Here is a 21,433-nt window from a genome sequence, read left to right on the forward strand (position 1 = left end):
AAATGCGGGATACCCGGACATACGAAGCGCCGTGGCCTGCGGTTCTAACTCCAGGACACACCGGCAACACGCCGCCGTTTTTCCTCCGACTTTCCGATTCGAGCCCGGCGAAACGGCGTCGGCTGCTTTCCTGATGTGAGTGCAGCATCGCGTCAGCAAACACAATACGGAGGGTTGGGGACCGGCCATGCACCGCACCGGACGCGAAGAGGTCCATTCTGGCAGGCCATGGTTGTGGACGATTCTGGTGGGAGCGGTGGTGGTGGGACTGGCCACGTGGTGGATAAGACCGCAGTCCCTCAGCTGTAGTACGGCCTCACCCACCACAACCGTCATCACGCTTCCCGCGGCTGCTGCACTGAGTTCGGTTACTCCACAGCAGATTCAGATCGAGGAGTCGGAACCGGCCCCGGAACCGGGCGAGGCCCGGTTCTACGCCTTCGATCAGGGCGTGGCGGCGTGCTCGCTGCCCGGTCTGCCGCTGGACGGCTACTACGTCGGGGTCCCGACCGGTCAGTACGACGGTTCCGCCCCCTGCGGCTCCTACGTCGATATCGACGGCCCGCTCGGCAGCGTCCGCGCCCTGGTTGTGGACCGCTGCCCCGGTTGCGGCCCGGACCAATACGATTTGAGCCGTTCGGCTTTCGAGGTCATCGCCGAGGCTGCCGACGGTGTCGCGCCGATCCGGATCAGCCAGGTGCGTGACCCCGATCCGGCCCCCGAGCTCTTCTACCGGGTGCAGCCGAGCTCCTCGCCCAGCTGGATCGGAATCCTGTTCTCCGGCACCGGAAATCCCATCCGTCAGGTCGCGCTGCGCCCCGCCTCGGGCGGTGACTACCGGCCCCTGCGGCGCGGCAACGACAACTACTGGAACCTCTCAGGTCTTGGTCCGGGCCCGTTCACGGCCGAGGTGATCGATATCTACGGTCACGCCGCCTTCGTCTCGGACGTCACCCTGGAGCCGGGGCAGGTGCGCCGCACCGGAATTCACCTCTACGAGATTCCCGCCGACCCGCCCGTCACCCCGCCCTCGCCGGCCGCTCCGGTGGTCGTGACCACGGTCGTCGCCGCCCCGGACGTCTGCGAGCCGTAACCCGCAGGTCCGTCCCCGGTATGGCATCATAAAGTGGAACGTGTTCCATTTCGACCGCCGAGGCGGTGTGCCGGGAGGCCTTCGATGACGAACCCCAGCTCGGACCTGACCACGCCCGCCGCCGCGCCCCGCCGTGGCCGGCGGCTCTCGCCACGCATCTCCCGGCTGACCGAGGTGCCGCAGGGCGCGATGGTGGAGCTGCCCGGCCGCGGCTCGACCTACGTGGTGGACCTGCCGGGTCCGGCCGCGGATTCGCCGACCGTGCTGCTGCTGCACGGCATGGCCACCACCGCCATGCTCAACTGGTTCCCGTGCCTGCGCGAACTCAACGAGCGCTACCGCGTGGTCTTGTTCGATCAGCGCTGGCACGGTCACGGAATCCGTTCCGAGCGTTTCGATCTCGACGATCTCGCCGATGACGTCGTCGCCGTCGCCGATGCGGTGGGCGTCGAACGCCCCATTCTCGCAGGCTATTCCATGGGTGGCGTGGTCGCCCAGCTGACCGCGCACCGGCATCCGGATCGCGTGGGCGGGCTGGTACTGGCCGCCACCACCTACCGCTTCCAGGAGAAGTGGCGCGAGCGGGCCTTCCACCGCGGCTGGTCGGCCACCGCCACGCTGTTCTCCGAATGGTCCTTCCGCCGCGCCGAACTGCGCCGCGACAAACTGCCCACGCTGCCCGAATCCTCGTGGCCGGTGGGCCGGATGGATCGCTGGGCCATGACGGAACTGCGGGCCACCAGCGGCTGGGCGCTCGCACAGGCGCTCGCGGTGCTGGGGCGTTTCGATGCGTCGGACTGGCTGCCGACGCTGAAAGTGCCGACGGCGGTGGTGATCACCACGCGGGATCGGGCGCTGCCCGTCTTCCGTCAGCTGGAGATGGCGAAGGCGATTCCGGGAGCGGAGATCTTCCTCGCCAAGGCCGGTCATGCGGCCTGCGCACTCGAGGCGGACGTCTTTGTCCCGGTGTTCCTCGAGGCCGTTCAATCGGTGGTGGATCGGGTGTAGCGAATTCGGGCCCGGGTCAGGCCTTTTCGCGCGCGGCCTTGAGCAGCGCGGTGATCACCTCGGGGACGGCGTCGGCGATGGTGTCCACATCCGGCACCAGTTCCTTGCAGGCGATGAACCCGAAATCCAGGTGCCCGTTGTTGGAGATCACGGTGGCGGTGAGTCCCGCGCCGTGGAACACCGGCCCGAACGGATACATCGACGCCACCCGGACCCCCAGGAAGTACATGGGGAAGTTGGGCCCGGGCACGTTCGACACCACCAGGTTGTGCACCACCGGGTGGTGCTCGGCCAGCTTGAGCGACGAGTATGCCCGGGCGGCCAGCTGGAAGGTGTTGGGCGGCGCGTACTTCGCCCAGTCCTGGAGGAAGTCGGCGCCGATCAGGTTGTGCTCCTCCTTGGCTCCGCGATTGTCCTCGGCGATGGCCAGCACCCGCGCCACCGGATCCTCGATCTCGGTGTAGAGCCGCGCGAAGATGGTCGACACCTTGTTGGTGCCCTCCTCGTGGCGTGAGGTCTCGTGCGTGGACACCGGAACCGAGGCCATGAGCGAGGTTTCGGGCAGTTCGTCGTGCACCTCGAGGTAGCTGCGCAGTGCGCCGCCGACCACCGCCAGCACCACGTCGTTGACCTTCACCCCGAAGGCGGTCTTTATCTCCTTGATATCCGACAGCTCGGTCTGCACGAAGGAGATGGCGCGATGCTGGGTGATTGCCCGATTGAACGGCGTGCGCGGCGCGGTGAAGGGCAAGGGCATGCCGCGGCTTCCGTTGCCCCGCCGCCGCTGCACCAGACCGCCCAGAATGCCAACGGTCTTGGGCACCATGCCGACCATCCCGAGCCGGCCCGGAAGCTTCAGCAGCGCCTCCCCGGCCAGCTGCAGATCATTGGGTTCCGTTTCGGCCGGGCCGATCTCGGCGGGCGGGGTGTAGGACACACCCGGCTGCACATCGCACAGGTGCATCATCATGTTGGTGCCGGTGATGCCGTCCACGATGGCGTGGTGGTACTTCGAGATGACCGCCACCTTGCCGTGCGGCAGGCCCTCGACCACCCACATCTCCCACAGCGGCCGGCCGCGGTCGAGGGGGCGTCCGGCGATGTCGGCGGCGAGTTCGGCCAGTCCCCGGTCCCCGGCGCCGGCGGGCAGCGCGAGCCGGCGCACGTGGTAGTCCAGGTCGAAGTTCGAATCCCGCACCCAGACCGGATGATCGAGGTTCAGCGGCACCGCGTGCAGCCGCCGGGTCATGGCCGGGATGAGGTGCAGCCGCCGTCCGAGTTCGGCCTTGAAGGCCTCGTGCTCGTAGCTCACCCCGTCGGCGGCGGGATCGAGTATCAGCATTGCGCAGACGTGCAGGAGTTGGGTGTCTGTTTCGAGATAGAGGAAGCTCGCATCGAGCCCGGTAAGTCGTTCCATACCAACACACTATGAGAACTAGTTCCATTTTGCGCGCGGTTCGCGGTGTGGTCCGGATCCCGTCCGTGGCCGATTCGTAGCCCCAAAGTAGCACGTAGATAACAAGTTTCATGATGAAACGTTTGGGTACCAATCAGGTGTCTCTCCAGTAGAATTCGTTGCCGCCCTCCTGGACCCTTCCTACCGTGGGTCACATGGCCCGGTGATCGGTCTCTAGTCAATGACAAGAGTCACTGGGCTTCTCACAACGACGTGAGAGGTGAGGCCAATGGGCGACCGGAAGGTATTGCTGCCCGGAAAGTGGCGTACGGCTTTGGGTCTCGCGATCATGCTGACGATCGCGACCGTGTTCGTTCCACCATCGAGGGCCCACGCGTACGCGGAATGCGCCGCCGTGGACGTCGTAGTGGCAAGGGGCACAGGCGAACCCGGGTGGCTCGGCGACGAGATCGGCGATCCGCTCTACGGCATGCTGCAGGATCGGTTGCCCGTTTCGACGAGTTCCTATCGCGTGAACTACCCCGCCGACTACTCGTTCGATGTGGGCGCGGGGAGCGCGGATCTGGTGGGGCACTTGGCCGCTGCGGCCGCCGCCTGCCCGGGCCAGGAGTTCGTCCTGGTCGGCTACTCGCAGGGCGCGGCGGTCGTGCACGCGGCAATGGGCACCGGCGTGATGTCCTGGTATCCGGGCCGGGTGCAGCTGCCGGGCTACCTCGGCGAGCGCGTCGCCGCGGTACTGCTGTTCGGTGACCCCATGCGCGGCCTGGGCTGGAATGTGCCCGGCGCGTACCAGTTCCGCACCGGGGACTGGTGCACCGGCGGCGATCCCATCTGCGGCTCCGGCGTCGACGCCAACGCGCACGTCGCCTACGGCAGCGATCTGGTGGACGCGGTGAACTTCGCCACGGACCGCATCTGACCCCGGGGAGGGGAAAGGGCCCGGCTCCCGGGCGGTCTCGTGGACTTGCTGACGAGACCCCGGAGCGGGGTCCGGGTATCCGCGGTTCGGGGGGCGTCAGGTGTCACGGCACTTGGGGCCTCGCCCACCACCGGACCGCGGATACCGAACAACGGCCGGCCCGGTGTGCTGTTCCACACCGGGCCGAACCGTGTTGGCGGACGAGCTGTTTACCAGTGCAGGCCTGGAATGCGGTTCGTGATGCGCGCGGCCGGGGCGGGCAGGCCCATGAGCGGCTGCACGATCGGGGCCAGCGCGAGCAGCGGGCTGCGCGATTCCGGCTTCTCCGTGGCGGTTTCGGCGTCCACCGGGGCGACCGGCGCGGGCGTGCGTGCCGCCTTGGACTCGCCGAACATCCGGAAGCCCTGGTGCAGGATGGCGCGCTTCACCGAGGGCATGACCGTGTCGACGACCTGGGCGAAGGTGCCGATGGGGGTGTCGATCCGGCTGGGCCGGCGCTCGAGCGCGCGCACCACGATGTCGGCCGCCTGATCCGGGCTGTGCACCGGGATGGACTTGTACAGGTCGGTCGGCGCGATCATGGCGGTGCGCACCAGCGGCATGCGCACCGAGGTGAACGTGATTCCGGCGTCGGCGTTCTCGACCGCCGCGATCTCGCTGAAGTTGTCCAGCGCCGACTTGCTGGCCACGTACGCCGCGAAGCGCGGCACCTTGGTCTGCACCGCGATCGAGGAGATGTTCACGAAGTGCCCGAAGCGGCGCTCCCGCATGGACGGCAGCAGCGCCAGGATGAGCCGCACCGCGCCGAAGTAGTTGACCGCCATGGTCCGTTCGAAGTCGTGCATGCGATCGGTGGAGTTGAGCACCGAGCGGCGAATCGAGCGGCCTGCGTTGTTCACCACGTAGTCGACGTGCCCGTGATCGGCGAGCACCTGCTTGACCAGCAGCTCCACCGACTTCTCGTCGGTGATGTCGCAGATGTACGCCTGCGCCGCACCGCTTTCCGCCCGCACCTCGGCGGCCGCGGCGTTCAGCTCCTCCTCGGTGCGCGCCACCATGAGCACGGTCGCGCCGCGCTTGGCCACCGCGTGCGCGGTCGCCAGGCCGATTCCGGAGGACGCGCCGGTGATCAGCACGATGCGGCCCGCGAGGCGATCGCCCTCGATGCGGCGGGCGCGATCGGGATCCAGGTTGGCGCGCCAGTACTTCCACAGGGCGGCGGCATAGTCCTCGAACTTCGGCACCTCGATGCCGCTGCCACGCAGCTGCGCGCGGGTGGATTCGGAGACGAAGGTCGACTCGAAGGACGTGTGCGGGGCCACCTCGGCGGGAATGCCGAAGCGCTCCAGCAGGAAGTCCCGCACCGCGGGCACGCCCGGCAGCCCGCCGAGGGCGTTGAGTGCGGTGTGCGAGCCGGGCACGGTGCCGATGGCGGTCGGCGCGCCGGCGGCACGGGCGAGCGCGTTGTAGATCTCGGTGAACGGCTGCGGTTCCGGGTTGGTGAGGTGGAAGGTGCGGCCGATGAGCCCGGGCTTGCCGATCAGCTCGACCATGGCGTCGACCACATAGTCCACCGGAACGATATTGGTGGCGCCCAGGTCGGGGATCGGCATGGGCAGCTCCGAGGGCAGTGCCGCCAGCCCCGCGATGGCGGGGAAGAAGTAGTACGGCCCGTCGATCTTGTCCATCTCGCCGGTGCGGGAGTCGCCGGCCACGATGGCCGGGCGGTAGACCCGCCAGCGCAGGCCCGCGGCCTCGCGGACCATCTTCTCGGCTTCGAACTTGGTGCGGTGATAGGGGGAGTGCAGGCCCTGGCCGAGGTCGAAGTCGTCCTCGAAGAACTTGCCCTTGTGATCGCCCGCGACCGCGACCGACGAGACGTGGTGCAGCACCGCGCCCAGTTCCAGGGCCAGGTCGATGACCGAGCGGGTGCCCTGCACATTGGCCGCGTAGGTGACCTCGGCGTCGGCGGTCATGTCGTAGACCGCGCCGAGGTGGATGATGTGATCGGCCCGCGGGGCCTCCGAGAAGCGGCTGCCGGCGCCCTCCGGCAGGCCCAGTCCCGGCGCGGCCAGGTCTCCGACCAGTGGGAACACCCGATCTTCGGCGCCCCAGCCCGCCGCCAGCTCGCGCAGTTTGGCCACCGAGGCCTCACGCGTCAGTGCGTGGACCACGGCCTCCGGGTCGCGCTCCAGCAGCGCGGCGACAACGCGCCGGCCCAGGAATCCAGTACCGCCCGTGACGATGTACGAAACCATCGTCCCCTCCTTAAATACGAACCTGTTGGTATCCAACGGTGTTCGTCCGACATGCGTCGGTGGATGCGGACGGTATGCGATTGGCCCCCTAGCAGAATGTTGGGCCGAGGTAGGAACACCTTCGTGCCTAACTAGTGAGTAACTTTACGGATTCCAGGTTGGGCGTTCAACCGGAATCGCCGTTTCGGTGCTGTGGGGATGGTCACCTCGGAGCTATTCGAGTTGATATGTGTAACAAGGGGTTTGATGTAACGTATCGGCCCCCTTGGCAATTCATAGGCAACTGGTCAAATGTCCTGAGCGTGCGCTCACTTGTTGGATCTCTGGGGGTTTGCCCGGTCACCGACCGGTTCCGGCGGTCGGAATTGCCCGCCTCTGCCGCCTCACCCGCCGAACCATCGTTGCCCGGCCCGCCGTGCAATTCGCGGGCCGCACCCGGCTCGCACCTGCGCCCACTGGGTGGGCGGATTCGGCGGGTATTCCCCGAAATGCGCGGGGCCTGGAATGCCGCGTGGTCAGAATGATCGGGACGATGTGGTGCGGTCGGAGAGTGGTGGCGGATGCTGGTCGGTCGGGCGGTCGATATCGAGGTGATCTCCGCGTTCGTCACCGGCGTTCCGGGCGATGACACCGCGCTGGTGCTCAGCGGTGAGGCCGGGGTCGGCAAGACTGCGCTGCTGGACGCGGCCGCCGAGATCGCGGCCTGGAACGGGACCCGGGTGCTGCGTGCGGCCGCCCTGGAATTCGAGGCGGGCCTGCGGTTCGGCGGCTTGAACCAGCTACTGCAACCGATGGCCGGATTCGTCGATCGACTCGAGGCGTCGCACCGGGATGCCATGCGCGTGATCATGGGGCTGGAGCCGGGGAGCCTGCCCGCGACCCTGCTCGCCGGCTCGGCAACCCTTGCGCTGCTGCGGGTCTGGGCCGGAGCCGAGGGCGGTCCGGTGCTGCTGGTGATCGACGACGTGCAATGGCTGGACCTGGCCAGCAGCATGGTGCTGATCTACGCCCTGCGCCGCCTTGGAGCCACCGATATCCGGCTGCTGGCGGCGGTGCGCTCCGATGCCGGTGATGCGTTCACGCGCAGCGGGTTTCGGATCCGGGAGGTCGAGCCACTGGACGATCACAGCGCCGAGGAACTGCTGGAATCGGAGTTACCTGCCCTCCCGGCCGCGGTGCGGCGCCGGCTGCGCACCGATGCCCGGGGCAATCCGCTGGCACTGCTGGAGTTGCCCATTGCCCTCGAAACCCACAGTGCCACGGGGCGTTTGCCGGAGGTGCTGCCGTTGACCCGGCGCCTGCAGCGCGTGTTCACCGCCCGGATCGAGGCCTTGCCGCCGGAGACCCGGCGCTCGCTGCTGGTCGTCGTGCTCGGTGCCGCGGACCAGGGTATGAGCCTCGCCGACGGCGTCGCGCTCCCGCAGGGTGCGGGGGATCTGGCGGCGGCCGAGCGGGCGGGAATCGTGCGGGCGAATCCGCGGACCGGCCGCCTCGAATTCCGGCATCCCCTGATCCGGTCGGCCGTGGTGGAGCTGTCGACGAGCGGCGAACGCCGGGCCGTGCACCGCACCCTCGCCGACGGCTTCGCGGACTCGCCGCAGCGCGCGGCCTGGCACCTCGGCCAGGCCGCGACCGGCCCCGACGAGGATGTGGCGGGCCTGCTCGAGGCGGTCGCCCAGCGCATGTTGCGCGACGGTGACAGTGTGCGGGCCACCGCGACCATGCTGCGCGCGGCGGAACTGAGCCCGGCCGCGGGCGACCGGGCCCGCCGGACCGCGCGGGCGGCCTATCTGGGCTCCCTCGTCACCGGCGACCTCTCCGACACCGGCCGCCTGCTGCGCGGCGCCCGCGAATCCGCGACCGGCGGTCATTCGCTGGAGGTGGCGCTCGCCGCGGCCTTCCAACTGCTCAACAGCGAGGGTGATGTCGCGACCGCGAGCCGGCTGCTGCTGGCCGCGCTGCGCACCGCAGACGACGCACCCGCCGATCCGGACACCGTGGTGGAGGCCCTGCACACCCTGCTGTACATCGGCTTCTACAGCGGCCGCCAGGAGCTGTGGCCCGAGATCCGGGCCGCGCTCGACCGCGTGCTGCCGGACCCGGCCGATGCCCTGTCACTGCTCGGCGGGCCGTTCGTCGATCCCGCGCAGGCCGGAGCCAAGGCCCTGGCGGATCTCGATGCGGCCCTGGACCAGCTGCGGTTCTGCGCCGATCCGGTGCACATCGTGCGCGTCGCGACCGCCGGCGCGTATCTGGATCGGGCCGGACGGGTCCGGGAACCGCTGCAACGGGTGATCGACGACGGCCGCGACGGCGGTGCGGTGGCGCGGGCCATCGACGCGTTGTTCCTGCTCGGGAACGACGACTTCTTCAGTGGCGCTTGGGATCACCTGATCGAGGTCACCGCGGAGGGGCTGCGGCTGTGCGCCGAGCTCGGGTATCTGACCACCGCCGGGCCCGGGAAGTTCCTGCGCGGCCTGGTCGCGGCCGCCCGCGGGGAGGTCGCGACCCTCGAACAGCTCAGCGAGCAGCTGCTCATGTGGGCGGCTCCGCGCAACCTGCTGGCGCTGGCCCACTACGCCTCCCACATCCGCTGCATGCATGCCCTCGCCACCTCGGCCTTCACCGATGCCTACCGGCACGCCGCCTCGATCAACCCGCCCGGCGCCTTCCTGCCGCACACACCCCACGCCCTGTGGCTGGTGCTCGACCTGACCGAAGCCGCGGCCCGCAGCGGCCGCGTGGACGAGGCGCGGGCGCATGCGGGTGCGGCGAAAGCGGCCGGGCTGGACGAGCTTTCGCCACGACTGGCGATGATCACCACCGCCGCGCTGGCGGTCGCGCATCCCGAGGACGGCGGCGCGCTGTTCGAACAGGCGCTGGCCACGCCCGGCGCCGAGCGGTGGGTGTTCGATCGTGCGCGCATCGAACTGCTCTACGGCGAGCAGCTCCGCCGCGACCGCGCCACCGTCGCGGCCAGGACGCATCTCGACACGGCCGCAAGGATTTTCGCCGAACTCGGTGCCGAACCATGGTTGCAGCGCACTCGCGCCGAGCTCAGCGCCGCCCGCGCGAATTCCACTGCGGGCGGGCCGAATTCGCTGACCGCGCGCGAGCTGGCCGTCGCCGAACTCGCCGCTGCCGGGCAGACCAACAAACAGATCGGCGAGCAGCTGTTCCTGTCGTCCAGAACCGTCTCCACCCACCTCCAGCGCGTCTTCCACAAACTCGGGACCACCCGCCGCGGTGCGCTGCGTGATGCCCTGCAACGGCATACGTACGTCATCTGACGGATTCCCCGCGCCGGCCCGGCTTCCACGGCTCCTTCGCGGGCGACCTGTCGGACGCCGACGCCGCCTTCCCCGCCCGACACCGACGGCGGGGGCCTTGCCAGTCGAATGCCAGTGTCGTCGTGCAGGCTCGATGGCCGGAACGACAACGAGAGGACCATCGAGCAGTGAGCACCATCGTGGTCTCGCACGGACTGCAAGCCCGTGCGGACAGCGTCTGGTTTCCCCCCTTCGGCGCCGAGCTGACCGGCCGGGGGCATCAGGTCGTCATCCCCAACCTGCCGAATACGGATGCGCCGCAGCGTGATCCGTGGCGCGAAGCGTTTGCGGCGGCCGCCGCCGTGAGCCGGCCGGAGGACACCGTGCTGGTCGGCCACAGCATCGGCGCGGTCAATGTGCTGCGCGTGCTCGAGGCGCACGATCCGGCCGCGGGGGTCTTCGCCGGGGTCGTCCTGGTCTCGGCCTCGGTCCACGAGGTCGGCTACGACCTGCTCGCCGGCTTCTTCGCGGGTGACTTCGACTGGACGCGAATCCGCGCCGCCGCCAAGCAGTTCCGGGTGCTCCAGGCCATCGACGACCCGGTCAACGCGCCCGACCCACTCGAACACGTGGGCGTTCTGGTCCGCGAGCTCGGCGCGGTCGCCACCGTCCTCCCCGACGGCGGCCACCTCGGGGCCTACCCGGAAGACCACATCGAATTGCCCGAGGCGGTCCGGCTCGTCGAAGAATGTCTTGCCGCGCCCCGAGCGGTCTCCGCCGGCTAGCGCCTGTCAGGTGTGCACGGGCCGGAGACCGATCCCCGGAACCCGTGTGCCGCAGGCGCGAACGTCACTCGTTCACGCAGCGGATGTCGCCGTCCACGGTCTGATCGACGATCGTGAACGGCGGGCACCGCCGCACATTGCCCCACTCACCCGCGATGCACGAGTCGTACTCGTGCGGGTCCTCGGTGGGAACCCGGCTACCGCTATGGCATCCCTCGGTCACCGGTGCCGCCCCGGCCAAACCCGCGCCCACGGCCACGGTGGGAGCACTCAACGCGAGACCGGTGACAACAATCCCGATTGCCACTCGACGGCGATCCATCAACCCTCCTGATCTCCAGAACTGCCGGGGACTCTTCGAACCGCACCCATGGGCGGTCCCCAGCATCTGATCGGTCCGGCGAGCAACGACCGCCCGCCACGAGACCACGATCGAGTATGACGATCGGTCTACCGCCGAGGGAACCCGACAAGCATCACACTTGCCGCGACCGGGGACTCGACCCCCCGCCGGCATGAGCCCGGTCACACCGCGGCGGCCGACGACTTCCGGATCGACGAACGCTCGCGGCCCCGGTCCGTGTGATCCGTGCCTCCCGACGATTACCGTGCGGGTGCCGTCACCCACGAGGGCAGGGGTTCTCGCGCCGACAGCCATTCGCGGGGCACCCCGCACAGGTCGCCGTCGGTACCGATTCCGGTGTGGGCGGCCACGATTCCGCCCACGATCGCGGCCGTGGTGTCGGCGTCGCCGCCCGCCTCCACGCACGCGGTGATCGCGGCCGGGTAGTCCCGGAGGAAGGTTGCGGCGGTCCAGAGTGTGAACGGCACCGTGTCGTGGGCGGTGACCTGTGCGCCATTGCCGAGGTCGTACGCCGCCTCGGCGACCGATCGGCCCAGCAGCTTCCGCGCCCGGCGCACGCCGTCGGCGGTACGCCCGTCGACCAGATACGGCTCGACAGCGTCGAGCAATTCGTGTGGTGCACAGTGTTTTCCGCGCATGGCCGCCGCATGGCTCGCCGCGACGGCGACGGCCATCGCGCCGATGATCGCTTCCGGGTGCCGATGCGTCACCTCGGCCGAGAACGCGGCCTGCGCCGCCACCCGGTCCAGTTCCCCGGGGAACGCCGCCCCGAGCGGGGCAACCCGCATCGCCGCGCCATTGCCCCAGGACCCGCGCCCGCCGAACAGCGCGCCCGCCGCCTCGGCCCAGGGTCGGCCATCACGAATCTGGTGCAGTAGAGCGACGGTACCGCCGCTGTATCCCCGATAGGGCTCACACCGATCGGCGAACGCCGCCGCCAGCGCATCGCGGTCGATTCGGCCCCGCGCCCGGATCTCGTCGAAAACCGTGCAGGCCATTTCGGTGTCATCGGTCCATTCCCACGGCGGGGCCGGTGGCCGACCGGCGATCAATTCGGGCACCGAACGCCCGGGCACGAAGAACTGCGCCCCCAATGCATCCCCGACGGACAGCCCTTCGAGACTGTCCCGGGCACTATTCGAATGAAAAGACATACGGCGGACATCCTGCCAACCGTGTTGAGCCGTCGCACTGCTGGAACCAGCGCGTGTGCCGCGTCCCGGGGAGCCGGGACGCGCCACACGGCAGGGTGGATCAGCTGGTCAGGTCGGTGATGGTGGCGGATTCGTTGTGGGTGAGGGTGATTCCGAGATTGGTGGCGGCGCGGTCGAAGTCGTCGTCGGGTTGCTGGAGTTCGATGGCGGCGCCGGCGGAGAGGACTTCGACATTGAGGCAGAGGGATTGGAGTTCTTTGAGCAGGACCTTGAAGGATTCGGGGACGCCCGGTTCGGGGATGTTCTCGCCCTTGACGATCGCCTCGTACACCTTCACGCGGCCGACCACGTCGTCCGACTTGATGGTGAGGAGTTCCTGCAGGGTGTAGGCCGCGCCGTACGCCTGCATGGCCCAGCACTCCATTTCACCGAAGCGCTGACCACCGAACTGCGCCTTACCACCCAACGGCTGCTGCGTGATCATCGAGTACGGGCCGGTCGAACGTGCGTGGATCTTGTCGTCGACCAGGTGGTGGAGTTTGAGGATGTACATGTAGCCGACGGCGATGGGGTAGGGGAACGGCTCGCCGGTGCGGCCGTCGAAGAGGGTGGCCTTGCCGTCCTCGCCGACCATGATCTCGCCGTCGCGGTTGGGCAGGGTCGAGCCGAGCAGACCGGTCAGCTCCTCGGTGCGGGCGCCGTCGAAGACCGGGGTGGCGAGGTTGGTATCCGGTTGTGCGGACAGCAGTTCCGCGGGCAGACGCTGCGCCCAGTCGGGGCGGATGCCGTCGGTGAGCCGAATGTTCCAGCCCGCCTTGCCGATCCACCCGAGGTGGGTTTCGAGGATCTGGCCGATGTTCATACGACGCGGCACACCGTGGGTGTTCAGGATGATGTCGACCGGCGTGCCGTCGGGCAGGAACGGCATGTCCTCCTGCGGGAGGATCTTGCCGATGACACCCTTGTTGCCGTGGCGGCCGGCCAGCTTGTCGCCGTCCTGGATCTTGCGCTTCTGCGCGACGTAAACACGCACCAGCTCGTTCACGCCCGGGGGCAGATCGTCATCGTCGTCACGCGAGAACACGCGCACACCGATGACCTTGCCCGACTCACCGTGGGGCACCTTCAGCGAGGTGTCACGCACCTCACGCGCCTTCTCACCGAAGATCGCGCGCAGCAGCCGCTCCTCCGGGGTCAGCTCGGTCTCACCCTTTGGGGTGACCTTGCCGACCAGGATGTCGCCGTCACGAACCTCGGCACCGATACGCACGATGCCACGCTCGTCGAGATCGGCCAGGACCTCGTCGGAGACGTTCGGGATGTCACGGGTGATCTCCTCGGCACCGAGCTTGGTGTCACGAGCATCGATCTCGTGCTCCTCGATGTGGATCGAGGTCAGCACGTCGTCCTCCACGAGGCGCTGCGACAGGATGATCGCGTCCTCGTAGTTGTGACCCTCCCACGGCATGATCGCCACGAGCAGGTTCTTGCCCAGCGCCATCTCACCGTTCTCGGTGCACGGACCGTCGGCGAGCACATGCCCGGCCTCCACCCGCATACCCTCGTCCACGATCGGACGCTGGTTGGCGCAGGTGCCCTGGTTCGAACGCTCGAACTTACGCAGCCGGTACGAACGGCGAGTGCCGTCGTCGTGCATGACGGTGATGAAGTCGGCCGAAACCTCCTCCACCACACCGGGTTTCTCGTTCAGCACGACATCGCCGGAATCGATCGCCGCCCGCATTTCCATACCGGTGCCCACCAGTGGAGCCTCCGAGCGAATGAGCGGCACCGACTGCTTCTGCATGTTCGCGCCCATGAGGGCACGGTTGGCGTCGTCGTGCTCGAGGAACGGAATCATGGCGGTCGCCACCGACACCATCTGGCGCGGTGACACGTCCATGTAGTCGACGGCGGCGGCATGGACCAGCTCGACTTCGGAGTTCTTGCGCCGCACCGCGATTCGATCGGACACGAAGCGCCCCGCCGCATCCAGCGGTTCGTTGGCCTGCGCCACCACGTGCAGGTCCTCTTCGTCGGCGGACAGGTAGTCGATCTCGTCGGTCACCCGGCCCTCGGTCACCCGCCGATACGGAGTCTCGATGAACCCGAACGGATTGACCCGCGCGTACACCGACAGATACCCCATCAGGCCGATATTCGGCCCCTCCGGCGTCTCGATCGGGCACATCCGGCCGTAGTGGCTGTAGTGCACATCGCGCACCTCGAGGCTGGCGCGTTCCCGGTTGAGCCCGCCGGGCCCGAGCGCCGAGAGCCGCCGCTTGTGGGTGAGGCTCGACAGCGGATTGCGGTGATCCATGAACTGCGAGAACTGGGAGGTTCCGAAGAACTCTCGCAGCGCCGCCACGACCGGCCGGATGTTCAGCAGCGACTGCGGGGTCACGGCCTCGATGTCCTGGGTCGTCATGCGTTCGCGCACCACGCGTTCCATGCGTGACAGGCCCAGCCGCAGCTGGTTCTGGATGAGCTCGCCGACGGTGCGGACCCGGCGATTGCCGAAGTGGTCGATATCGTCGACCTCGACCGGGACCTCGATGCCGCCGGGCGCGGTCATCACCTTCTCGCCCGCGTGCAGCCGCACCAGGTAGTCGATGATGGTGACGAGGTCCTCCTCGGTGAGCACCGGCGAGCCGACCGCCTCGGCCGTGTGGATGCCGAGTTTCTTGTTCACCTTGTAGCGGCCGACGCGGGCCAGGTCGTAGCGCTTCTCCTTGAAGAAGAGATTCTCCAGCAGCGTCTGCGCGGACTCCTTGGTCGGCGGCTCGCCGGGGCGCAGCTTGCGGTGGATGTCCAGCAGCGCCTCGTCGGTGCCGGGCGTGTTGTCCTTCTCCAGCGACGTCAGCATGATGCCGGAGTGGCCGAAGCGCTCGGCGATCTGCTCGCTGGTCCAGCCGAGCGCCTTGAGCAGGACCGTCACCGGCTGCCGGCGCTTGCGATCGATCCGGACGCCGACGGTGTCGCGCTTGTCCACGTCGAACTCCAGCCACGCACCGCGGGAGGGGATGACGCGCGCGGAATACAGTGTCTTCTCGGTGGATTTGTCGATGCTCTCGTCGAAATAGACGCCGGGGGAGCGGATCAGCTGCGAGATGACCACGCGCTCGGTGCCATTGATGACGAAGGTGCCCGTGCCGGTCATCATCGGGAAATCGCCCAGGAATACCGTCTGGGATTTGATCTCCCCGGTGTTGTGATTGATGAACTCCGCGGTCACGAAAAGCGGTGCCGCGTAGGTCAGATCCCGGTCCTTGCACTCCTCGATCGAGGTCTTGACGTCCTCGAAGCGGGGTTCGGACAGGGTCAGCGACATGGTTCCCGCGAAGTCCTCGATGGGGCTCATCTCGTCGAGTACCTCCTCCAGCCCGCTGGCGCGCGTGGCGCCGTGCGCGGCCGTCCGGGCGCGCCAATCGGGCGCGCCGATCAGCCAGCCGAACGAATCGGTCTGCACCTGCAGGAGATCCGGAACTGCCAGGGGCTCGGTCACCGTGGCGAACGAAACCCGCTCGGTCTGATTCGAGACTGCCAAAATGCGTCCTTCCAGCACCTCGCGCCGCCCGCGCAGGCGGTCGGTCGCGGTATCTGCTTGTCCTGTGGCCGTAATTCACGCGCACCGGCGCCGGCCGTCCGAACATGACTCGACAACAACGGGTGGATGAAGCCGCACGCAGACAGCGCGACCTTCCACGGTCATTTCACATTTCGAGAGTCGGACAGCACCCGCCCAGGCGCGAAATCTCAAATTACACCCGAAGTCAACAGATGTCGAGAGGCGCAAAGAAATCGACACCGATATTCCGGTGTCTTCCCATTTCAATAATGACACCGCGGAACACAATTCGTCAAGTCGATTGCCGCCTCCCGTTCGCGGCATCTTGACCAGCGCGAAAGCGACTGAGCGGCAGCATGTTCGGCTCTGCACGCCAGGGTGTGGCCGTGCAGCAATTCGTATCTTGCGACGACGATGACCGGGTGCAGACCCGTATTCACTGATGTTCGCACTGCACCGGCCCAGCGGACTGTTCCTGGTCGAACTGTGGATCATGATCCGCGGCCATGCCTGTCCCGCGGCCTGCGGGTCTTCGCGGAAGCGATTGTGGCCGAGGCGGATTCGGGTCGTGACTTCGAGACTTCTTTCGACACGCTCCCGTATCGCGGCGACCGGATGTGAGACCACCGCACTGCCCACCGGGAAGACAGTGGTCCCCCTGCCTCCTCGCCCAGATCCTCGATGGCAGCTGCGGCAGAGTCGAATTGGAACGCGCCTACCCGGATCCCGCAGGGCTGGTCGCCGGCCCGAAACCTGCTCGACGCCCTCGGCGCGGCCGGTCGGTGATTCAGGCCGAACCGGGTAGGTGCATCGCGGCGAGGCGGTGCGGGTCGGCGAGCAGGGTGATGGCGGTGATGCGATGGCCGGCGACGGCGAGGGACATGACGGATAGCGGGGTGCCGTCCTCGCGCCAGGAGATGTAGCCGGGCAGATTGTCGACGAGGACCGGCTGGTGGCGGGTGACCGCGCCGGAGAAACTGCGTGCGCGCGTGGCTACTTCGGTGGCGCCGAGGGTGACGAACACGCCGCCGGGGGTGTGGACGGTGAGCCGCACCTCGGGGTCGAGGACGCGGAGGAGCGCCTCGAAGTCGCCGCCCACCGCGGCCCGGCGGAACGCTTCGGCCACCGCCCGCTGTTCGCGCCCGGGGGCGGCCGGGTGCTCGCCGGCGCCCTGCACCTTCCGACGGGCGCGGCTGGCGATCATCTTGGTGGCGTCGGCGGATTTGCCGAGGATCCGGCCGATCTCGGCGAACGGCACCGCGAACATGTCGTGCAGCACGAAGGCCAGGCGCTCGCTGGGGCCGAGCGAGTCCAGGACGACCAGCAGCGCCAGGCCCACCGAATCGGCCAGGGCGACATACTCTTCCGGTTCGGTGGCGCCGTGGTCGGCGGTGACGACGAACTCGGGCAGGCCGTCGTAGGACGACTCCTGCCGGGCCTGGCGCGAGCGCAGCAGGTCCAGGCTGATCCGGCCGACGACCGTGGTGAGCCAGCCCGCGAGGTTGTCGATGGCGGCGGCGTCCTGGCGGGCCAGCCGCATCCAGGCTTCCTGCACCACATCCTCGGCATCGGCATGCGAGCCCAGGACGCGGTACGCGACCGCCCGCAGCCGATCGCGCTGTGCCTCGAAGGCCGCGGCCACCGGGTCCGTCGAGCCGGATCCGGCCATGGCTACCGTCCCCGCCGCTGCTGCCGCAGCGAGACCCGGTTCCCGTCCGGGTCCACCGCCTCGATGCGCACCCCGAACGGATACTCCACCGGTTCCGGATCGATGAACGTCACGCCCCTGTCCCGCAGCACCTCGAAGTCCTTCCACAAGTTGTCCGATTCGAGAATGAGCGGCCCGGGTGCGACCACCTCCGGACCCCCGGTCGGCTGCCCGGCCGCCTCCGGAAGCAGCCACAGAATGATCTCCACGGGACTCCCGGACGCCCTGACGGTCAGGAACCGCCCGTCGGGCCCGGCATAGTCCACCTGCTTCTCCAGCCCGAGCCCTTCGGTGTAGAACCGCAGCGCCCGGTCCTGATCGGTCACATAGACGGTGACATACAAAATATTCGACAGCACCCTGTCCTCCATTTCTCGGTCCGGCGACCCCGGTCGATGTCGGTCGCCACCCTGTATGACGCGGGCCGGCGCGAGAAGGTAACCGGCCTGGTCGCGGCCGCCGTCGTGCCGATGCTCGGTAGGTAACGAATCGGCCGAATCGCGGCACGGTTGAGGCAGGCGTCCGATGACGGCGACTAGCGTCGGACGACGTGGTCCGACAGGACCCCGATCCGCCCCTCACCTCGACAGGAGGATCAGGTGACCGAGCCAGCCAAACCCTCACTGCTGTCGAAGATCTCGATGAAGCAGTGGATCGCGATCGTCCTCACCGTGCTGGCGGTGATGTTCATCGCGGAGAACCGGCACCGGGTGGACATCGAATTCCTGCTGATGACCATCCGTTCGCCGATGTGGCTGGTGCTGCTGGTGACCTTCGCCATCGGCTGGGTCGTGGGCGTCCTGACCGTGCGATCCCGTCGCTGAGACAGCCCATTCTTGTGCTTCATCTTCGGTTCGTGGCGGAAAATACCTTGCGCGGACCGTGATTCGGTCTGCTAGCCTGCTGCCTACCGTGGCATCAGGCGAGGAGGTGAGACCCGTGAACACAGTACCGATGTGGGGGCTCCCTCTCGTCGTCACGGATTGGCGAACGCTGTAGTTGTCGCCGGGAGCGCCTGCCTGACAAGGCAATCCCGAAAGGTGACGACGATGAATACTTCGGATATCTCTTCGCGTGCGGGCGATTCCGCCGCGATCACCCGGGTCGCGCTGACCCGATGGCAAGCCGTGGAGAACGACCTGGTGGTCGGGTGCGGCGATATTTCGACACGACCCGACGGACGGCTGTTCGTCAGCATCGACGCCTGGCACGACGCGGTGTTCGACCAACTCGCGGCCGCGATGCTCCCCACCCTGCGCAGGCCACTGCACACCGTGGTCGACGAGAACGACGCCGACCTGCTGTCCCGGTGGGCGCGAGCCGGTTTCACGACCCGGCGCCGGGAATGGGAGTACCTGATCCCCACCGATCCCGCCGGCACCGCGCTGCATGCGGTCCTCCCGCCACCGGACATCACGATCGTGCCGGCCGGGCGCGCGGCGGCGGAACCGCTGCGCGCCGTGGACCGGGTCATCCGCGACGAGGTGGAGGCGGCGGTCGGCTGGCAGGAGATGCCGGCCGAGATCCTGGGCGGGTACGACGGTGACACCATTGTGGACCGGTCGAAATACGTGGTGGCGGCCCAGGCCGGCCGCTATGTGGGCCTGCTCCGCGTGGTGCAGGTGACCCGGCTACCGCGGATCGGACTGATCGCGGTCCGGGCGGACCAGCAGCGCCGCGGCATCGCCCGCACAATGCTGGCCCACACCCTGTCCACGCTGCACCACCGTGGCATCGCCACCGCCTCGGCCGAGGTGAACGAATCCAACGCGGCGGCCACCGCACTGTTCGACGGCATCGGCGCCCGGCGCGTGAACAGCAACCTGGAACTGGTGCTGCGATGACCAAGACCGGAAAGGGAATTGAAATCGAGGGCACCGTCGTCGAGTGCCTGCGCAATGCCACCTTCACGGTGGAGCTGCCCAATGGGCATCAGGTCCTCGCGCACATCAGCGGCAAGATCCGGAAGAACTACATCAAGATCCTCCCGGCCGACCGCGTCCTCGTGGAACTGAGCCCCTACGACCTCACCCGTGGCCGAATTCTGTTCCGGTACAGGACGTAACGGGCACGGGCGGCGGCTCCCGGTGGAGGGCTGTCGAAACCGGAGTCGGAGAGCCCAGCCGCCGGGTGGGCGGCTGGGCCCTCCGGGCGTGGGTTCAGGCGTCGCGGAGGAATTCGTAGGCGTAGTACACCAGGCCGTCGCCGATCTGCCGGGTCTCGATGAGACGCAACGATTTCGCGACGGTGGTCCGATCGAAGAGACGCTTACCGTCGCCGAGGACGACGGGGAAGACGACGAGGCGGAATTCGTCGGCCAGGTCGTGCTCGATCAGTGTGCGCACCAGCTCATAGCTGGCGTAGACGATGATCTCGCCCTCCACGGACCGCTTCAGGGCCGCGATCTCGGAGACGGCGTCGCCTTTGAGGACCGTCGCGTTGATCCACTGCGGGGGTTCGGTGGTCGAGGACACGACATGCTTGGGGAGGCTGTTCAATTTGTCGGCCCAGACCCCGGTGCGGGAATTCCATCGCGGCGCGAACCATTCGTCGCTGCGGCGGCCGAGCAGCATGGCGTCGGCGCCCAGCGCCTCCCGCGTCTCGAGTTCGGCCCAGGCCTGGAAATCGGTGCTGTCGGGCGCCGGGAACCAGCCGCCACGGGCGAAGCCCTCCCGCCCGTCGGGGTCCTGGACGACGCCGTCGAGGCTGACATTGGTGGTGATGACGATCGTGCCCATGCGGGTCTCCTTGATCGGTGTGTTCGGTTGCTGCTGAGGTAGAAACCGGAGCCCGCCGAAACTGGGCGCGCGCCCACCGCCCAGTTCGCGCCCGGGCCGGTGTCGATATGCACGAGCATTCGAGACGGAAGAGGTGGCGAGAGTGGCAGTCGACGATCCGATGGTGGCCGCGCGGGCCGGGAGCAGCGCGGCGTTCGCGGAGCTGACCGAGCCGTACCGGCGTGAGCTGCTGGTGCACTGCTACCGGATGCTGGGGTCCCTGCAGGACGCCGAGGACGCCCTGCAGGAGACGCTGCTGAGTGCGTGGCGCGGCCTGGACGGCTTCGAGGAGCGTGCCTCGCTACGGACCTGGCTCTACCGGATAGCCACCAATCGCTGCCTCAACGCGCGTCGCTCGGCGAGCCGGCGACCGGCCGAGGCGTGGAACGTGCCCCATGTACAGCCACCGGAGCCGACCCGGCTCGGCGAGATCGTCTGGCTCGAACCGCTCCCGGAGGATCTGGTGGCGGGTGCGATCGCGATGCCGCTGGGCCCGGAAGCCCGCCTCGAGCAGACCGAGTCCATTTCACTGGCGTTCGTGACGGCCCTGCAGCTTCTGCCGCCGCGCCAGGTGGCCGTCCTCATCCTGCGTGACGCCCTGGGATTCCCCGCGGCGGAGGTGGCGGGCATGCTCGACACGACCGTCGACTCGGTCAACAGCGCTCTCAAGAGGGCCCGGACCGGCCTGCGGCACCGGCTGCCCGCGACCGCCGAGGGGGAATCGGCCCCGCGTTCGGCCGCGCAGGACGCGGTCGGGGCGAAGTTCGCCACGGCGTGGGAGTCCGCCGATCTGGACGCACTGGTGGCCCTGCTGACCGACGACGTGTTCATGTCGATGCCGCCGATGCCCTTCGAATACGTCGGCCTCGAGACCGTAACCCGTTTCTGCGCAGCGATATTCGGCGCGGGCCGCCGCTTCGACCTGGTGGCGACCAGCGCCAATGGCCAGCCCGCGTTCGGGGCCTATCTGCGCGGCCCCGACGGCACCGCCCACGGCACCGGCCTCTACGTCCTGACCCTCGCCGGCGACCGGATCAGCGGGCTGACCAGGTTCGACACCGCCGTGCTCCCACGCTTCGGGCTGCCCCGATCACTGCCGAACCGCTAGCCGCG

The 21,433-nt window shown here is 68.3% G+C and carries 17 protein-coding genes; 9 read left to right on the forward strand and 8 right to left on the reverse strand.

Features of this window, described 5'->3' with window-relative positions; translation table 11 throughout:
- The first annotated feature begins 187 nt into the window (after nucleotides 1–187).
- Both ACFXIV_RS23830 and ACFXIV_RS23835 read left to right on the forward strand, forming a co-directional pair.
- Nucleotides 188–1,093, forward strand: coding sequence for an expansin EXLX1 family cellulose-binding protein (locus ACFXIV_RS23830; protein WP_379403268.1), 906 nt, complete (start codon nucleotides 188–190; stop codon nucleotides 1,091–1,093).
- Between the two features lie 84 nt (nucleotides 1,094–1,177).
- A complete protein-coding gene (locus ACFXIV_RS23835; protein ID WP_379403269.1) occupies nucleotides 1,178–2,101 on the forward strand; it encodes an alpha/beta fold hydrolase in 924 nt (307 codons plus the stop codon).
- Between the two features lie 16 nt (nucleotides 2,102–2,117).
- Here ACFXIV_RS23835 and ACFXIV_RS23840 read toward each other — a convergent pair whose 3' ends face one another.
- Nucleotides 2,118–3,518, reverse strand: a complete 1,401-nt coding sequence (locus ACFXIV_RS23840; protein ID WP_354849947.1) for a wax ester/triacylglycerol synthase family O-acyltransferase — start codon at nucleotides 3,516–3,518, stop codon at nucleotides 2,118–2,120.
- A gap of 268 nt (nucleotides 3,519–3,786) precedes the next feature.
- Between ACFXIV_RS23840 and ACFXIV_RS23845 the strand changes: the two genes are divergently transcribed.
- Complete coding sequence (locus tag ACFXIV_RS23845; protein ID WP_379403270.1) at nucleotides 3,787–4,437, forward strand: cutinase family protein; 651 nt, start codon at nucleotides 3,787–3,789, stop codon at nucleotides 4,435–4,437.
- Nucleotides 4,438–4,646: 209 nt separating this feature from the next.
- On the opposite strand, the gene ACFXIV_RS23850 is transcribed toward ACFXIV_RS23845, so the two are convergent.
- Complete coding sequence (locus tag ACFXIV_RS23850) at nucleotides 4,647–6,695, reverse strand: SDR family oxidoreductase (RefSeq protein ID WP_379403271.1); 2,049 nt, start codon at nucleotides 6,693–6,695, stop codon at nucleotides 4,647–4,649.
- A 560-nt stretch (nucleotides 6,696–7,255) separates the two neighbouring features.
- Between ACFXIV_RS23850 and ACFXIV_RS23855 the strand changes: the two genes are divergently transcribed.
- Entirely contained in the window at nucleotides 7,256–9,985 is a 2,730-nt protein-coding gene (locus ACFXIV_RS23855; RefSeq protein ID WP_379403272.1) for a LuxR C-terminal-related transcriptional regulator, read from the forward strand.
- Nucleotides 9,986–10,152: 167 nt separating this feature from the next.
- A complete protein-coding gene (locus tag ACFXIV_RS23860; protein ID WP_379403273.1) occupies nucleotides 10,153–10,749 on the forward strand; it encodes an alpha/beta fold hydrolase in 597 nt (198 codons plus the stop codon).
- A gap of 64 nt (nucleotides 10,750–10,813) precedes the next feature.
- On the opposite strand, the gene ACFXIV_RS23865 is transcribed toward ACFXIV_RS23860, so the two are convergent.
- The 5 genes from ACFXIV_RS23865 to ACFXIV_RS23885 form a co-directional block, all read right to left on the reverse strand.
- Nucleotides 10,814–11,071, reverse strand: a complete 258-nt coding sequence (locus tag ACFXIV_RS23865) for a hypothetical protein (RefSeq protein ID WP_379403274.1) — start codon at nucleotides 11,069–11,071, stop codon at nucleotides 10,814–10,816.
- A 281-nt stretch (nucleotides 11,072–11,352) separates the two neighbouring features.
- On the reverse strand, nucleotides 11,353–12,267 hold the full coding sequence (locus tag ACFXIV_RS23870) for an ADP-ribosylglycohydrolase family protein (RefSeq protein ID WP_379403275.1): 915 nt from the start codon (nucleotides 12,265–12,267) through the stop codon (nucleotides 11,353–11,355).
- 100 nt (nucleotides 12,268–12,367) lie between these two features.
- On the reverse strand, nucleotides 12,368–15,832 hold the full coding sequence (locus ACFXIV_RS23875) for a DNA-directed RNA polymerase subunit beta (protein ID WP_379421329.1): 3,465 nt from the start codon (nucleotides 15,830–15,832) through the stop codon (nucleotides 12,368–12,370).
- Nucleotides 15,833–16,622: 790 nt separating this feature from the next.
- Nucleotides 16,623–17,504 (reverse strand): sigma-70 family RNA polymerase sigma factor, encoded by an 882-nt coding sequence (locus tag ACFXIV_RS23880; RefSeq protein ID WP_379402093.1) that lies wholly within the window; start codon nucleotides 17,502–17,504, stop codon nucleotides 16,623–16,625.
- Nucleotides 17,505–17,506: 2 nt separating this feature from the next.
- Nucleotides 17,507–17,902 (reverse strand): VOC family protein, encoded by a 396-nt coding sequence (locus tag ACFXIV_RS23885; RefSeq protein ID WP_379402092.1) that lies wholly within the window; start codon nucleotides 17,900–17,902, stop codon nucleotides 17,507–17,509.
- A gap of 240 nt (nucleotides 17,903–18,142) precedes the next feature.
- Here ACFXIV_RS23885 and ACFXIV_RS23890 point away from each other — a divergent pair, with 240 nt between their 5' ends.
- The 3 genes from ACFXIV_RS23890 (at nucleotide 18,143) to infA (ending at nucleotide 19,608) form a co-directional block, all read left to right on the forward strand.
- Entirely contained in the window at nucleotides 18,143–18,367 is a 225-nt protein-coding gene (locus tag ACFXIV_RS23890; RefSeq protein ID WP_379402090.1) for a hypothetical protein, read from the forward strand.
- Nucleotides 18,368–18,592: 225 nt separating this feature from the next.
- Nucleotides 18,593–19,387, forward strand: coding sequence for a GNAT family N-acetyltransferase (locus ACFXIV_RS23895; protein ID WP_379402088.1), 795 nt, complete (start codon nucleotides 18,593–18,595; stop codon nucleotides 19,385–19,387).
- Complete coding sequence (gene infA / locus ACFXIV_RS23900; RefSeq protein ID WP_356996338.1) at nucleotides 19,384–19,608, forward strand: translation initiation factor IF-1; 225 nt, start codon at nucleotides 19,384–19,386, stop codon at nucleotides 19,606–19,608. The genes ACFXIV_RS23895 and infA overlap by 4 nt, the downstream gene beginning before the upstream one ends.
- A 94-nt stretch (nucleotides 19,609–19,702) precedes the next feature.
- Here the strand turns inward: infA and ACFXIV_RS23905 are convergent, their stop codons facing one another.
- The gene (locus tag ACFXIV_RS23905) at nucleotides 19,703–20,281 is read right to left on the reverse strand and encodes a dihydrofolate reductase family protein (RefSeq protein WP_379402087.1); all 579 of its coding nucleotides are present in this window, start codon (nucleotides 20,279–20,281) and stop codon (nucleotides 19,703–19,705) included.
- A gap of 142 nt (nucleotides 20,282–20,423) precedes the next feature.
- On the opposite strand from ACFXIV_RS23905, the gene ACFXIV_RS23910 reads away from it, so the two are divergent.
- Entirely contained in the window at nucleotides 20,424–21,428 is a 1,005-nt protein-coding gene (locus ACFXIV_RS23910) for a sigma-70 family RNA polymerase sigma factor (protein WP_379402086.1), read from the forward strand.
- Nucleotides 21,429–21,433 lie beyond the last annotated feature (5 nt).

The sequence above is a fragment of the Nocardia sp. NPDC059236 genome (assembly GCF_042754085.1).
In the GTDB taxonomy this organism is placed as follows: Bacteria; Actinomycetota; Actinomycetes; order Mycobacteriales; family Mycobacteriaceae; genus Nocardia.

Bases quoted from the DNA above. Each gene is read 5' to 3' on its own strand.
- infA (WP_356996338.1), top strand. From the start codon at position 19,384: ATGACCAAGACCGGAAAGGGAATTGAAATCGAGGGCACCGTCGTCGAG.
- ACFXIV_RS23830 (WP_379403268.1), top strand. From the start codon at position 188: ATGCACCGCACCGGACGCGAAGAGGTCCATTCTGGCAGGCCATGGTTG.
- ACFXIV_RS23845 (WP_379403270.1), top strand. From the start codon at position 3,787: ATGGGCGACCGGAAGGTATTGCTGCCCGGAAAGTGGCGTACGGCTTTG.
- ACFXIV_RS23855 (WP_379403272.1), top strand. From the start codon at position 7,256: ATGCTGGTCGGTCGGGCGGTCGATATCGAGGTGATCTCCGCGTTCGTC.
- ACFXIV_RS23840 (WP_354849947.1), bottom strand. From the start codon at position 3,518: ATGGAACGACTTACCGGGCTCGATGCGAGCTTCCTCTATCTCGAAACA.
- ACFXIV_RS23895 (WP_379402088.1), top strand. From the start codon at position 18,593: ATGAATACTTCGGATATCTCTTCGCGTGCGGGCGATTCCGCCGCGATC.
- ACFXIV_RS23880 (WP_379402093.1), bottom strand. From the start codon at position 17,504: ATGGCCGGATCCGGCTCGACGGACCCGGTGGCCGCGGCCTTCGAGGCA.
- ACFXIV_RS23870 (WP_379403275.1), bottom strand. From the start codon at position 12,267: ATGTCTTTTCATTCGAATAGTGCCCGGGACAGTCTCGAAGGGCTGTCC.
- ACFXIV_RS23905 (WP_379402087.1), bottom strand. From the start codon at position 20,281: ATGGGCACGATCGTCATCACCACCAATGTCAGCCTCGACGGCGTCGTC.
- ACFXIV_RS23850 (WP_379403271.1), bottom strand. From the start codon at position 6,695: ATGGTTTCGTACATCGTCACGGGCGGTACTGGATTCCTGGGCCGGCGC.
- ACFXIV_RS23835 (WP_379403269.1), top strand. From the start codon at position 1,178: ATGACGAACCCCAGCTCGGACCTGACCACGCCCGCCGCCGCGCCCCGC.
- ACFXIV_RS23865 (WP_379403274.1), bottom strand. From the start codon at position 11,071: ATGGATCGCCGTCGAGTGGCAATCGGGATTGTTGTCACCGGTCTCGCG.